The 12,846-nt window shown below is 65.3% G+C and carries 13 protein-coding genes; 5 read left to right on the plus strand and 8 right to left on the minus strand.

The genetic code is table 11. The features are described from left to right. Positions 1-140 precede the first annotated feature (140 nt). The gene (locus FHY55_RS13275; protein WP_140014653.1) at positions 141-1,334 is read right to left on the minus strand and encodes a DegT/DnrJ/EryC1/StrS aminotransferase family protein; all 1,194 of its coding nucleotides are present in this window, start codon (positions 1,332-1,334) and stop codon (positions 141-143) included. A gap of 31 nt (positions 1,335-1,365) precedes the next feature. Further along, positions 1,366-2,022: an HAD-IA family hydrolase gene (locus FHY55_RS13280; RefSeq protein ID WP_140014654.1), complete on the minus strand. Its 657-nt coding sequence runs from the start codon at positions 2,020-2,022 to the stop codon at positions 1,366-1,368. A gap of 132 nt (positions 2,023-2,154) precedes the next feature. Here FHY55_RS13280 and glmU point away from each other — a divergent pair, with 132 nt between their 5' ends. Genes glmU through FHY55_RS13295 form a run of 3 tightly spaced genes read left to right on the plus strand, consistent with a single transcriptional unit; the run spans position 2,155 to position 6,009 of the window. After that, complete coding sequence (gene glmU / locus FHY55_RS13285) at positions 2,155-3,507, plus strand: bifunctional UDP-N-acetylglucosamine diphosphorylase/glucosamine-1-phosphate N-acetyltransferase GlmU (protein ID WP_140014655.1); 1,353 nt, start codon at positions 2,155-2,157, stop codon at positions 3,505-3,507. Beyond that, positions 3,508-5,322, plus strand: coding sequence for a glutamine--fructose-6-phosphate transaminase (isomerizing) (gene glmS / locus FHY55_RS13290; RefSeq protein ID WP_140014656.1), 1,815 nt, complete (start codon positions 3,508-3,510; stop codon positions 5,320-5,322). Positions 5,323-5,334: 12 nt separating this feature from the next. After that, a complete protein-coding gene (locus tag FHY55_RS13295) occupies positions 5,335-6,009 on the plus strand; it encodes a DNA alkylation repair protein (protein WP_140014657.1) in 675 nt (224 codons plus the stop codon). Between the two features lie 150 nt (positions 6,010-6,159). Here FHY55_RS13295 and FHY55_RS13300 read toward each other — a convergent pair whose 3' ends face one another. After that, on the minus strand, positions 6,160-6,657 hold the full coding sequence (locus tag FHY55_RS13300) for a hypothetical protein (RefSeq protein ID WP_254695307.1): 498 nt from the start codon (positions 6,655-6,657) through the stop codon (positions 6,160-6,162). 98 nt (positions 6,658-6,755) lie between these two features. On the opposite strand from FHY55_RS13300, the gene moaA reads away from it, so the two are divergent. Beyond that, positions 6,756-7,760: a GTP 3',8-cyclase MoaA gene (moaA, locus tag FHY55_RS13305; RefSeq protein ID WP_140014658.1), complete on the plus strand. Its 1,005-nt coding sequence runs from the start codon at positions 6,756-6,758 to the stop codon at positions 7,758-7,760. Positions 7,761-7,793: 33 nt separating this feature from the next. Here the strand turns inward: moaA and FHY55_RS13310 are convergent, their stop codons facing one another. The 5 genes from FHY55_RS13310 to FHY55_RS13330 all read right to left on the minus strand — a co-directional run bounded on the left by FHY55_RS13310 (position 7,794) and on the right by FHY55_RS13330 (position 11,215). Then, complete coding sequence (locus FHY55_RS13310; protein ID WP_210410485.1) at positions 7,794-8,234, minus strand: hypothetical protein; 441 nt, start codon at positions 8,232-8,234, stop codon at positions 7,794-7,796. Between the two features lie 109 nt (positions 8,235-8,343). Then, positions 8,344-9,141: a glycosyl transferase gene (locus FHY55_RS13315; RefSeq protein WP_140014660.1), complete on the minus strand. Its 798-nt coding sequence runs from the start codon at positions 9,139-9,141 to the stop codon at positions 8,344-8,346. An 18-nt stretch (positions 9,142-9,159) separates the two neighbouring features. After that, positions 9,160-9,651 carry a pantetheine-phosphate adenylyltransferase gene (gene coaD, locus FHY55_RS13320; protein ID WP_140014661.1) on the minus strand — a complete coding sequence of 164 codons (492 nt, stop codon included), beginning with the start codon at positions 9,649-9,651 and terminating at the stop codon, positions 9,160-9,162. Between the two features lie 178 nt (positions 9,652-9,829). Then, positions 9,830-10,264, minus strand: coding sequence for a CBS domain-containing protein (locus tag FHY55_RS13325; protein ID WP_140014662.1), 435 nt, complete (start codon positions 10,262-10,264; stop codon positions 9,830-9,832). Positions 10,265-10,321: 57 nt separating this feature from the next. Continuing rightward, positions 10,322-11,215, minus strand: a complete 894-nt coding sequence (locus tag FHY55_RS13330) for a LysR family transcriptional regulator (protein ID WP_140014663.1) — start codon at positions 11,213-11,215, stop codon at positions 10,322-10,324. 109 nt (positions 11,216-11,324) lie between these two features. Here FHY55_RS13330 and FHY55_RS13335 point away from each other — a divergent pair, with 109 nt between their 5' ends. Then, positions 11,325-12,827 carry a CoA-acylating methylmalonate-semialdehyde dehydrogenase gene (locus tag FHY55_RS13335; protein WP_140014664.1) on the plus strand — a complete coding sequence of 501 codons (1,503 nt, stop codon included), beginning with the start codon at positions 11,325-11,327 and terminating at the stop codon, positions 12,825-12,827. Positions 12,828-12,846 lie beyond the last annotated feature (19 nt).

The following is a 12,846-nucleotide window of genomic DNA, read 5'->3' on the forward strand; positions in this document are numbered from 1 at the left end:
GGCTGGCGTGGGGCACCAACAGCGGGGCGTGCAGGCCCGTTCCATCACGGATCAGAGGCACAACCAGAACGAGCGAAATTGCAGCGAGATCCCGCCGTTACCCGTTTCAACCCGGTCATGAAAGGTGATGAAACCCGCCTTCAGCGCGCCTGAAACACCGTGCCCACCTCGGCCCGAATGATCCGCGCGATCAAGGCGCAATCTTCGACCGAAAAGGTCAGCGGCAGGCGCATGTCCACCAGCCCGGCCAGCACGGCGTCGGTGCGGGCAAGCTCCGGCGTTTCGGCATAGCGCCAATGCCCATAAGCCGAGGTAAAGCCCACCGGCTCCGGCCCACCAAACCACTTCAACTCCACGCCCCGCTCAAGGCAGCGCGCAAGCACCTCGCCCACCGCCTCACCGCTCCAGCCCTTGAGCAGAAACTGGATCGACGAGCCCACAAAGCGCTCCGCCTCGCCGCGCTCCACCACCGTCAGCCCCGGCGTGCCGCGCAGCCCCTCTTCCACCTCCCGGTATCGCGCGTTCCACCGCTCGATCTGGCGCGGAAGCTCGGCAAGCTGCGGGCGCAGGATCGCCGCGCGCAGGTTGTCCATCCGCCCCGAAATGTTGGGCACCTCCATCCGATGGCGGGCAAACACCTCGGGCCCCGGCGCGGCAAGGTGGCGCTCATACAGCATGTAAGACCCCGAGAGCAGCACCGCCTTGGCGGCGATGTCCTCATCGTCGCTCACCAGCAGGCCCCCCTCGCCCGAGTTCATATGCTTGTAGGTCTGGGTCGAGTAGCAGGCCACCGCGCCATGCCGCCCGCTCGGCACGCCATCCCAGCTTGCGCCCATCGTATGCGCACAATCCTCAACCACCACCACACCCGCCGCGCGGCAGATCTCCATCAGCCGGTCCATGTCGGCAATATGCCCGCGCATGTGAGAGAGCAGCAGCACCCCCGCCTCGCCCGCCTTAGCGGCCAGATCATCAAGGTCGATGACAAGCCCGTCCGTGACCTCCACAAACACCGGCTCCGCACCAACAGCAGCAATCGCACCGGGCACCGGCGCAAGGGTGAAGGCATTGGTCAGCACCCTGTCCCCCGGCTTTACGCCCACGGCCCGGAGTGCCACGCCAATGGCCGAGCCGCCGCTCGCCGTGGCAAGGCAATACTTCGCCCCCACAAAGGCGGCAAACTCCTGCTCCAGCAGCGCCACCTCGCCCGCATCCTCGCCCGCAAGGTTATAGCGATGCAGCCGCCCATGGCGCAGCACGCCCATCGCCGCCTCCCGCGCCGCCTCGGGCAGCGGCTCCTGCTGGGTGAAATTGCCCTTGAACACTTCGCTCATGCTGCCACCCTGCTTTGCACGCCTCTGCCGGTCAATCCGCCAGCAGCCGCGCCGCCAGCTCCGGCAGCTCGTCAAAATGGTCGATCAGCGCCTCCGGCTCCAGCGCCTCTACCCCCCGCCCATCGGGGCCGAAGGTGACAAGCGCACAGGGCACCCCTGCCGCCCGCGCCGTCTCCCTGTCGGTCTCCGTATCGCCAATCAAGATGCCCCGCGTGCCCCCGGCCCGCTCCACGGCGGCGAAATAGGGCGCCGGGTCGGGCTTGCGAACGGGGAGCGTATCGGCCCCGATCAGCGCCCCGAAGGCCGTGCGCACGCCCAGCCGCCCCATCAGCGCCTCGGCCAGCGCCTCGGGCTTGTTGGTGCAGATCGACACCGCAAACCCCCCGCTGCGCAGCGCCTCCACCGCCTCCATCGCACCGGGGTAAAGCACCGTGTGGGTGTCGATGTTGTCTCCATAGTAAGCCAGCAGCCGCGGATAATCCGCCTCCACCTCCTCCGCGCCAAACCCGGCCCGCTCATAGCCCAGCCGCAGCATCGCCCGGCCGCCGCGAAAGGCCGTATGCGCATCGGCAACCGGGTCCAGCAGCGTGCCCAGCCCCCGCGCAAGAAAGCAGGCATTGGCCGAGGCAATCAGGTCTTTGCTGGTATCCGCCAGCGTGCCGTCCAGATCGAAGACCACCGTTTTCATTCGCAACCCCTGTCACAATCCGTCACCACATGTGACCCGCCAGCCCCTTGCCACCCTGCATCATGCGAGTAGAACGGAGCCAAGAGTTCCGGGTATAACCGGTGTTGAGCAGAACAAAAGGGGCAGCGGGCCATGGGCACCAGCCTGATCATCCTCGCCGCGGGGCAAGGCACCCGCATGCAGTCGGACATGCCGAAGGTCTTGCACCGGGTCGCCCACGCGCCCCTGCTGGCCCATGCCATGCACGCAGGCAACGCGCTGGAACCTGAGCGCGTGGTGGTTGTCGCCGGGCACGGCGCCGAAGCGGTCGAGGCCGCCGTGGCCGAAATCGACGACACCGCGCAGGTCGTCATTCAGGAAGACCGCCTCGGCACCGGCCACGCCGTCCTTCAGGCCCGCGAAGCCCTCGCAGGCGCCGAAGGCGATGCCATCATCCTCTACGGCGACACCCCCTTCATCCGCCCCGACACCCTGCAAGCCATGCTGGACGCCCGCGCACAGCATGCCGTTGTGGTGCTGGGTTTCGAGCCCGCCGATCCGGCCCGCTACGGCCGCCTCTTCATGGATGGCGACAGCTTGGAGGCGATTATCGAATACAAGGACGCCACCGAAGCCCAGCGCGCCATCCCGCTCTGCAACTCCGGCGTGATCTGCGCCGATGCGGCCCAGCTCTTCTCCCTGCTCGATAATGTCGGCAACGATAACGCCTCAGGCGAATATTACCTCACCGACATCGTCGCCATCGCCCGCAGCCGTGGCCTCTCCTGCGGCGTGGTCCGCTGCGCCGAGGCCGAGACCATGGGCGTCAACTCCCGCGCCGACCTCGCCGCCGCCGAGGCCGCCTTCCAGCAGGCCAAACGCGCGGAGGCGCTGGAAAACGGTGTCACCCTCACCGCCCCCGAAACCGTCCACTTCGCATGGGACACATGGGTAGGCCGCGATGCCACCATCGAGCCCTACGTCGTCTTCGGCCCCGGCGTCACCGTCGAGACCGGCGCGCAAATCCGCGCCTTCTCCCACCTCGAAGGCTGCCACGTGAGCACCGGCGCACAAGTCGGCCCCTATGCCCGCCTCCGCCCCGGCGCGGAACTGGCCAACAACGCCAAGGTCGGCAATTTCTGCGAGGTGAAGAACGCCGAGATCGGCGAAGGCGCAAAGGTCAATCACCTCAGCTATATCGGTGATGCCTCCGTGGGCGAGGCCGCCAACATCGGCGCAGGCACCATCACCTGCAACTATGACGGCGTCTTCAAGCACCGCACCGAGGTTGGCGCCCGCGCCTTCATCGGCTCCAACACCATGCTGGTCGCCCCCGTCACCGTGGGCGCCGAGGCCCTCACCGCCTCCGGCTCCGTCATCACCGAAAACGTCCCCGATGGCGCCCTCGCCGTCGCCCGTGGCCGCCAAAGCAACAAGCCCGGCCTCGCCCGCAAACTGATGGACAGGCTCCGCGCCGCCAAGGCAGCAAAGAAAGAGGCCAAGTAAATGTGTGGAATCGTCGGCGTTCTCGGCAACCATGAAGCCGCCCCCCTGCTGGTGGAGGCCCTGAAACGGCTGGAATATCGCGGCTATGACAGCGCGGGCATCGCCACCGTAAACGACGAGGCGCTCGATCGCCGTCGCGCGGTCGGCAAGCTGGTCAACCTCTCCGACCTGCTGGTGCATGATCCCCTCCCCGGCAAGGCCGGCATCGGCCACACCCGCTGGGCCACCCACGGCGCCGCGAATGAAACCAACGCCCACCCCCACCGCGCCGGCCCCGTCGCCGTTGTGCACAACGGCATCGTCGAAAACTTCCGCGAGTTGCGTGAAGAGCTGGCCACCCACGGCCTCAAAACCGTGACCGACACCGACACCGAGGTCGTCGCTCTGCTCACCGAGCATTACCTTACCCAGGGCCTCGCCCCCCGCGACGCCTGCGAGCAGGTCATAGCCCGCCTCACCGGTGCCTTCGCGCTCTGCTTCCTCTTTGAGGGCGAAGACAACCTGCTCATCGCCGCCCGCAAAGGCTCTCCGCTGGCCATCGGCCACGGCGAGGGTGAAATCTTCGTCGGCTCCGACGCCATCGCGCTGGCCCCCATGACCGACAAGATCACCTACCTCGAAGAGGGCGACTGGGCCGTGCTCACCCGTGAGAGCGTCGAAATCTTCGACGCCCAGAACAACCGCGCCAATCGTCCGGTCAAAACCGTCACCATCGACGCAGCCCAGATCGACAAGGGCGGCCACAAGCACTTCATGGCCAAGGAAATCGCCGAGCAGCCCACCGTTCTGGGCGAGGCGCTCTCTTACTACCTCACCGAAAGCGGCATCGCTCTGCCCGAGCCGGGCCTCGACTTCACCAAGTTCGACCGCCTCACCATGGTCGCCTGCGGCACCGCCTTTTATGCCTGCCTGACCGCCAAGTACTGGTTCGAGCAGATCGCCCGCCTCCCCGTCGAGGTCGATATCGCCTCGGAGTTCCGCTACCGTGAGCCGCCGATCCCGGCCAACACCCTCGCCCTCTTCGTCAGCCAGTCCGGCGAAACCGCCGACACGCTGGCCGCCCTGCGCTATTGCGAAGACAAGGCGATGATCGCCTCCGTGGTCAACGTCCCCGAAAGCTCCATCGCCCGCGCCTCCGACATTGCCCTGCCGATCCTCGCAGGCGCCGAGATCGGCGTGGCCTCCACCAAGGCCTTCACCTGCCAGCTCACCGTGCTCTTCCTGCTCGCCCTCAAGGCGGGCCTCGACCGTGGCACCCTTACGCCCGAAGCGGCGCAGGAGCACCTCGCCGAGCTCAACGCCCTCCCCGGCCTCTTCAACGCCGCTCTGGCCGCCTCCCCCGAGATCGAAGCCACCGCCCAAAAGCTGGCCGAAGCCCGCGACATCCTCTTCCTGGGGCGCGGCCCACTCTACCCGCTGGCCATGGAAGGCGCGCTGAAACTCAAGGAAATCAGCTATATCCACGCCGAAGGCTACGCATCCGGCGAGCTCAAACACGGCCCCATCGCGCTGATCGACAAGCACACACCCGTCGTCTTCATGGCCCCCTCCGACGGGCTCTTCGACAAGACGATCTCCAACATGCAAGAGGTCATGGCCCGCGCCGGAAAGGTCGTCCTCGTCACGGATGCCCGCGGCGCGAAAACCGCCGCCGAAGGCACATGGCGCCAGATCATCCTCCCCGAGGTCTCCCCCGCGCTGGCCCCCATCCTCTACGCCCTGCCCGCGCAGCTGCTCGCCTATCACACCGCCGTTGCCAAAGGCACCGATGTCGACCAGCCCCGCAACCTCGCCAAGTCGGTGACGGTTGAATAACCTCACCGCCTGATGACCCTTGATGATGCCCTCACCGCCCTCCGCGCCCTCGCCGAACCCGGCCGGGCCGAGGGCATGTCCGCCTATCACAAGCAGACCCGAGAGGTCATCGGCATCCCAAACCGGGCGCTGAACGAGGTGACCACAGAGTGGCGGCGCACCCTTCCCGTGCCAGAGCGCGTCACCCTCGCCGCAAGCCTTTGGAAAACCGACATTTTCGAGGCCAGCATCGCCGCAGCCAAGCTGCTCACCCAAGCCCGCCTGCGCCCCGACACCGAAGCCTGGGCGCTGATCAAAAGCTGGCTGCCCGACCTCGATTCATGGGCCATCGCCGACCACGCCATGATGGCCGGGCAAAAGCGCCTCATGGCCGACCTGTCCCGCATGGATGAGGTCGAGGCCTGGACCACGAGCGAGAGCCTCTGGACCCGCCGCGCCGCGCTCACCGTCACCCTGCCGCTTGCCAAGAAGAACAACCCCAACGCCGCCGAGGCACAAGCCCGCGCCCGCGTGCTCACATGGGCCGAAACCTACGTATCAGACACAGAATGGTTCATCCAGAAAGCCGTCGCCTGGTGGCTGCGCGACCTCTCCAAGCACGATGCAGAGGCCACCCGCGCCTTCCTCGAAGGCCCCGGCCAAGGCCTCAAACCCTTCGCCCAGAAAGAAGCCGCCAAACACCTGTAGGGTGGGCAATCTGCCCACCATCGCTCACCCCCCCAAACCGCGCCCCGTAGGGTGGGCAATCTGCCCACCAGCGCTCACCCCCCAAACCGCGTCCCGTAGGGTGGGAAATCTGCCCACCACCCCGCGAGGCCGCCTCAAAGGGCGAACGAGCTACCCCGTAGACCCGGCGTAAACCACCAGCTCCGGCAACCCCGTCAGCGGCGCGCCCAGCACCTGAAACGCCGGCAGGCTCACCCGCGTGCCAGATCCCGGCTCACCCCCCGAAGGCCGCAGCTCCACCTGCACCGAATTGCCATTGCCCGGATAAACCAGCCGCCCCGATTGCGCGACTGTCACCAGCGGCGTCTCCGCCCAGAATCCCGGGTCGGTCGGATCGCCCAGCGAGGCAATTGTCGTGCCCAGCTCCTTTTCGGCAGCCACAGGCGCGGCGGCAGCGGCCTGCTTTTCCTCTTCCGTCGTGGTGTCAAACTGGTCGGCGGTGCGCGCATTCTCCGGCGGGGGCGGCGCCGCTGCGGCCACCGGGGCCTTGCTTTCGCTTTCCCCAGCCTTCGCCTCGGTCGCTTCCGCCTTCGGCTTCATCGCAAACGGTCCTTCCGCACAGCCCGCCAACACCAGCGCCGCCGCCGTCACGCCCATCAATTTCTGCATCGCCTGCACCATTCCGCTCCTTGCCACCTTGGGCTACCTTGGTCGGACGCGCCGCAATTCACCTTGCCGCTTCGCCCCTTGCGGCCTACCTATACCTCATGAAAACACCCCTGATCGACCCCTTCCAGCGCCCGATCACCTATTTGCGCGTGTCAGTGACCGACCGCTGCGATTTTCGCTGCGTCTACTGCATGTCCGAAAACATGACCTTCCTTCCCAAAAAGGAACTGCTCACGCTGGAAGAGCTCGATGCCGCCTGCACCGGCTTCATCGGCCTCGGCGTGAAGAAGCTGCGCATCACCGGCGGAGAGCCGCTGGTGCGCAAGGGCATCATGACCTTCTTCGAGGGGATGACCCGCCACCTCGAGTCCGGCGCGCTCGATGAGCTGACCCTCACCACCAACGGCTCCCAGCTGGAGCGTTTCGCCCCCCAACTCGCCGCCGCCGGCGTCAAACGCATCAACATCTCGATCGACACGCTGAACGAAGAAAAATTCGCCCGCATCACCCGCTGGGGCCGCCTGCCCCAAGTTCTGCGCGGCATCGACGCAGCGCAAACGGCGGGCCTGCGCGTCAAGCTCAACGCCGTGGCGCTGAAAGGCTTCAACGAGGACGAGCTCTTCACCCTCGCCGAGTTCTGCGCCGCCCGCGACATGGACCTGACATGGATCGAGGTCATGCCCATGGGCGACCTCGGCAATGAAGACCGCATCGGCCAATACTGGTCACTCAAGGATCTGCGCGCCAAGCTGGCCGAGCAATATACCCTGATCGACCTCGCAGAGCGCACCGGCGGCCCGGCCCGCTATGTCCAGCTGCAAGAGACAGGCCAGAAAATCGGCTTCATCACCCCGCTGACCCATAACTTCTGCGAAAGCTGCAACCGCGTCCGGATGACCTGCACCGGCGAGCTCTACATGTGCTTGGGGCAAGAAGACCGCGCCGACCTGCGCGCGCCCCTGCGCCAATACGGCCCCGGCCCCGAGTTTGAAGCCGCCATCCGCGCCGCGATCTCCCGCAAGCCCAAGGGCCACGACTTCGACTATTCAAGGCAAGACATAACCGGCCAGATGCCGCGCCACATGAGCCACACCGGCGGGTAGTCCGCCGGGCAAGTCGCTCACGCCTTCTCCGCTTCAGCCCTTAACCCGGCCCCGATCCAGCGTCAGCCGAATGTCCGGACGCTTCGCCGGAACCTTGACCCCGGTCGAAATGCAATTCGCCACCGCCTTGTCGAGCTTCTTCACCGAGTTCACACGCGCAAAAAATTGCACCCCACGGTGGATCACCTTACCGTTCATCTCCAGCTGCATCTTCTGCCGGATCTGATCGTAGGCAGACCGCATGGCGATGTCGCCGCCTGAGCCCACGCCGCAGAATTCAATCACACCCGCCGGCGCAATCACCGCCCAGCGAAAGCTGTATCCTTTTGGCGTGCCGGTAAACTTGATCTCATCGGTTTTGGCGAACCTCTTGTCCACCGGGATCTGTCGGCTCAGTTTTTCCCGCGCCGCAAGCGGTGCTGCCACAAGGCTTGCCGCTGTAAAAAGCGCAAGCGCCACCCTACTAAATCTCATGAAACATCCCCTTCTCAAACGCGACCAGATTAGCCGGGAAGGTGCGCAGAACAACCCCTGAGACGTGATCGTTCCGTGAATTTCCTATGCATTGGGAGGGGTTGCGCCCTCAAGCCCACTCGGGCCCAAGATCATCCCGCGCCCGGTCAATCCAATGATCGGCCAACCATGGCGTCGGCCTACAGGCCCGCAGCCAAGACCCGGAATAACCCGCCACCGCCTCATGCATCTTGGGATGCCCATGAAAGCACACCACCTTGGCGGCTTCCGGCAGTTTCGCAGGCCTGAGCCAGTTCATCGGCGGCAGTCCAAGGCAATCATGCTTGAAGCTCACCACCTCATCACCGGGCAAATAGGCAAATTCCCCCCGCTCCTGCGCCAGCGTGCTGGTATAACGCTGCTCGCTCCCCCGCGCCTTCTCCACCTGCGCCTTGGCATCATTCGCCAGCACCTCGTAGAGCCAGCCGTGCAGGGCAGGATCGAACCGGAACACCGAGCCATGGCCCGTCTTGCGGCCCCGCCGCGCTTCCACCCAATCGGCCCGCATCGCCACCTTGCCCGGCGCGAAGTTCAGCAAGCCGTCCAGCGAGCCGCTCACCACCACGTCGAGATCAAAGCCCAGCAACGGCCCATCGAGATCAGGGATCAACCCGGGCCGAAACAGCGACACCTTGCGCATTGCCCCCTGCCGGTTGGCCACGGCCAGCGCCGCGTCCATATCCGCGAGGAACGGCTCTACAGGCAGATCGAGCACCTCGACATCCGGGTGCAGCCCTGCCCGATCTTCCGTCATGCAGAAAAACCGCACATCATCACTCAGATGCCGACGCGCCCCGCTATAAAGCCGGTTTACATATTCGGGCCCAAAGAGCGTGCCCCATTTTATGCAGATGACATTGGCAACCATGGCGCTGCCCTACCCGGCTCAGGTGTATTTGGCCAGAAGCTTGTCGCGCACCGAGGGGCTGACGAACTTCGATATGTCGCCGCCCAGCCGCGCAATCTCCTTCACCAGCTTGGAGGCAATCGCCTGCCGCTCGGCGCTGGCCATCAAAAACACGGTTTCAATCGTGTCATCCAACTGCCGGTTCATGCCAACCATCTGATATTCATACTCAAAGTCGGCCACAGCCCGCAGACCGCGCACAATCAGCCCGGCGCCCACATCCCGGGCACAGTCAATCAGCAGGTTTTCGAACGGGTGCACCACGATCTCGCAGCCGGTGCTGGCGGCAATCCCGGCGCACTCGGCCTCCACCATCGCCTCGCGTTCCTCAAGGTCGAAGAGCGGGCCCTTATCGCGGTTGATGGCCACGCCAATCACCAACCTGTCCACCAGCGCGGTGGCGCGGGTGATAATGTCGATATGGCCCAGCGTAACCGGATCAAAAGTGCCCGGATAAAGCCCCACGCGCATCGCTGCTCCCCCTCTTGCGGCTCAGGTCTTTGGCAGAAAACACCAGCACTTCCGGAGGGGCAAGGCGAAAGCCGGGGCGCGGCGCAACATTGTTGCGCATCTGTCCGTTAGCGCAAACGGTGGCCCCTTGCCCGCCCCGTGCCCGGCCCGGTCAGCCCCGGCGCAGCGCTGCGGCGGCTCAATGCCCCATGATCATGCCTTCGAGCGCGTCTTTCTCCATCGCCAGCTCGCTGAGCCGCGCCTTGACGACATCCCCGATCGAAATCAGGCCAATCATCTCTTCGCCCTCCAGCACCGGCATGTGCCGAAACCGCCCGGTGGTCATCTTCTCCAGCACGCTCAGCGCGGTCTCTTCCTTGGTGCAGGTGATGAGCTTGGACGTCATCAGATCATCCACCACATCGCTCAAGCACCCCGGCCCGCGCCGTCCAAGCTCGCGCACGATATCGCGCTCCGAGAGAATGCCCTGCGCCGACTTGCCGTCAGACGAGACGATGACCGAGCCGATCCGCTTTTCCGAAAGCAGCTTGGCGGCATCCGAAACCGAGCTTCCGGGTTTCACACACAACACGCCGTCGCCGCCCTTGTCCTTGAGAATCTGTTGCACAAGCATGGCTTAACCTCCAACGTCGCCCGTTCAGGTTGAGCGTTGCGCTCCCGCCCCGGCCTGTCAAGTCTCGGCTTCCAACCGCTCCACTTCTGCGCGGAGCCCCTCGCAGAGCAATTCGGCAAATCGGCTGAGGCGGCGCACCCGCCGGTCGTCGGCGTGGCGCACCAGCCAAAAGGTGCGTTTCAGCCGCACCTGATCCGCTAAAACCCGCTGCACCCGGGGTGCGGTGCCCATGGCAAACCCGTGGACAACCCCAATCCCGGCCCCCTGCCGCACCCAGTTGAACTGCACCGACACCGAGTTGGAGGCCATCTGCACCCGCTCCAGCCCGAGCTCGCCCAGATAGTCCAACTCCTTGTCAAAGATCATGTCGGGCACGTAGCCCACCAGCCGCTTGCCGCGCAGATCGTCGAGGCTCTCCACCGTGTTGTGCCGCAACCAATGCCGGGAGGCGGCGAGATAGAGGTGATAGTCGGTGATCTTCTGCACCGTCAGCCGCCCCGCCGTGGGCCGCGAGACAGCAATCGCCAGATCGGCCTCGCGCCGGTTGAGGTTGAAGACCCTCGGCAGCGAAACCACCTGCACCTCAAGCTCGGGATGGGCATCACAGATCTTCGTTATCACTTGCGGCAGCAGAAAGTTCGCGCAGCCATCCGGCGCGCCCACTCGGATCGTGCCGGTCAGCCTGTCTTCCTGCCCGCGCACCGCATCCTCGGCGGTCAGCATGGCCTGCTCCAGCTCCTCGGCATGGGGCATCAGCCGCTCCCCCGCCTCGCTCGGCGCATAGCCCTGCGGCGACTTCAAAAACAGCGGCGCACCCAAGCTTTCTTCCAGCCGCTGCACCCGCCGCCCCACCGTCGCCGGATCAAGTTTCAACGCATTCCCCGCGCCCGAAAGGCTCCCCTCTCGCGCCACGGCAATGAAAATCCGCATGTCGTCCCACGACACGGCCATTCTTCTCTCCCATGCATTTTTGCAAGACGTGTTTGTCAAACTGCCGCTTCTACCGGGATAATTGCAAGGGTATGGTCTGCGCGACACCGAAAACAGGAGGAGTTTTGCCATGACCACCCAGATCGGCCATTTCATCGACGGCCAGCCAACCGCAGGTACATCCGGCCGCGCTGCCGACATCTTCAACCCCGCCACCGGCGAAGTGCAGGCCACCGTCGCCCTTGCCACCAAGGCCGAGGTTGATGATGCCGTCGCCCGCGCCGCCGAAGCCCAGAAGAAATGGGGCTCCACCAACCCGCAGCGCCGCGCCCGTGTGATGATGGCCTTCGGTGCCCTCATCAACAAGCACATGGACGAGCTGGCCGAGCTTTGCGCCCGCGAGCACGGCAAAACCATCCCAGACGCCAAGGGCGATGTGCAGCGCGGCCTCGAGTTCGTCGAAGTCTGCATGGGCGCACCGCACATGCTGAAGGGCGAATACACCAACGACGGCGGCCCCGGCATCGACCTCTACTCCATGCGCCAGCCACTCGGCGTGGTCGCTGGCATCACCCCCTTCAATTTCCCGGCAATGATCCCGCTCTGGAAGATGGCCGGCGCACTCGCCTGCGGCAACGCCATGATCCTCAAGCCCTCCGAGCGTGTGCCCTCCACTGCGATGCGCCTCGCTGAACTGCTGAAGGAAGCCGGCCTGCCCGATGGCGTGCTGCAAGTCGTCAACGGCGACAAGGAAGCCGTGGACGCCCTGCTGGATAACGAAACCATCCAGGCCGTCGCCTTCGTCGGCTCCACGCCCATCGCGCAGTACATCTACGCCCGCGCCACCGCGACCGGCAAACGCGCGCAGTGCTTCGGCGGCGCGAAAAACCACATGATCGTCATGCCCGACGCCGACATGGACAAAGCCGCCGACGCGCTGGTGGGCGCCGCCTACGGCGCCGCAGGCGAGCGCTGCATGGCCATCTCCGTTGCCGTGCCCGTCGGCCAGAAAACCGCCGACACCCTGATCGAAAAGCTGGTGCCCCGCATCGAGGCCCTCAAGGTCGGCCCCTACACCGCGGGCGCCGATGTTGATTACGGCCCCGTCATCACCGCCGCCGCCAAAGAGCGCATCCTCGGCCTGATCGACTCTGGCGTGGAGCAAGGTGCCGATCTGGTGGTCGACAGCCGCGACTTCTCGCTGCAAGGCTACGAAGAGGGCTACTTCGTTGGCCCCCACCTCTTCGACAAGGTCACGCCGGAGATGGACATCTACAAGGAAGAGATCTTCGGCCCCGTGCTCACCCAGGTGCGCACCGAGAGCTACGACGAAGCCCTCAACCTGGTGATGGACAACCCCTACGGCAACGGCACGGCGATCTACACCGCCGATGGCGACACGGCGCGCGACTTTGCCCACCGGGTCAATGTCGGCATGGTCGGCATCAACTTCCCGATCCCGGTGCCGCTGAGCTACCACACCTTCGGCGGCTGGAAGAAATCCGGCTTCGGCGACCTCAACCAATACGGCCCCGACGCCTTCCGCTTCTACACCCGCACCAAAACCGTCACCGCGCGGTGGTTCTCGGGCATCAAGGACGGCGGCGAATTCGCCTTCAAACAGATGGACTGACGGTAGACCCGAACTAATT

This window comes from Oceanicola sp. D3 (assembly GCF_006351965.1).
GTDB lineage: Bacteria > Pseudomonadota > Alphaproteobacteria > Rhodobacterales > Rhodobacteraceae > Vannielia.

Coding starts and splice junctions, on each gene's coding strand:
- FHY55_RS13275 (WP_140014653.1), bottom strand. CDS start 1,334: ATGAGCGAAGTGTTCAAGGGCAATTTCACCCAGCAGGAGCCGCTGCCC.
- FHY55_RS13280 (WP_140014654.1), bottom strand. CDS start 2,022: ATGAAAACGGTGGTCTTCGATCTGGACGGCACGCTGGCGGATACCAGC.
- glmU (WP_140014655.1), top strand. CDS start 2,155: ATGGGCACCAGCCTGATCATCCTCGCCGCGGGGCAAGGCACCCGCATG.
- glmS (WP_140014656.1), top strand. CDS start 3,508: ATGTGTGGAATCGTCGGCGTTCTCGGCAACCATGAAGCCGCCCCCCTG.
- FHY55_RS13295 (WP_140014657.1), top strand. CDS start 5,335: ATGACCCTTGATGATGCCCTCACCGCCCTCCGCGCCCTCGCCGAACCC.
- FHY55_RS13300 (WP_254695307.1), bottom strand. CDS start 6,657: ATGCAGAAATTGATGGGCGTGACGGCGGCGGCGCTGGTGTTGGCGGGC.
- moaA (WP_140014658.1), top strand. CDS start 6,756: ATGAAAACACCCCTGATCGACCCCTTCCAGCGCCCGATCACCTATTTG.
- FHY55_RS13310 (WP_210410485.1), bottom strand. CDS start 8,234: ATGAGATTTAGTAGGGTGGCGCTTGCGCTTTTTACAGCGGCAAGCCTT.
- FHY55_RS13315 (WP_140014660.1), bottom strand. CDS start 9,141: ATGGTTGCCAATGTCATCTGCATAAAATGGGGCACGCTCTTTGGGCCC.
- coaD (WP_140014661.1), bottom strand. CDS start 9,651: ATGCGCGTGGGGCTTTATCCGGGCACTTTTGATCCGGTTACGCTGGGC.
- FHY55_RS13325 (WP_140014662.1), bottom strand. CDS start 10,264: ATGCTTGTGCAACAGATTCTCAAGGACAAGGGCGGCGACGGCGTGTTG.
- FHY55_RS13330 (WP_140014663.1), bottom strand. CDS start 11,215: ATGGCCGTGTCGTGGGACGACATGCGGATTTTCATTGCCGTGGCGCGA.
- FHY55_RS13335 (WP_140014664.1), top strand. CDS start 11,325: ATGACCACCCAGATCGGCCATTTCATCGACGGCCAGCCAACCGCAGGT.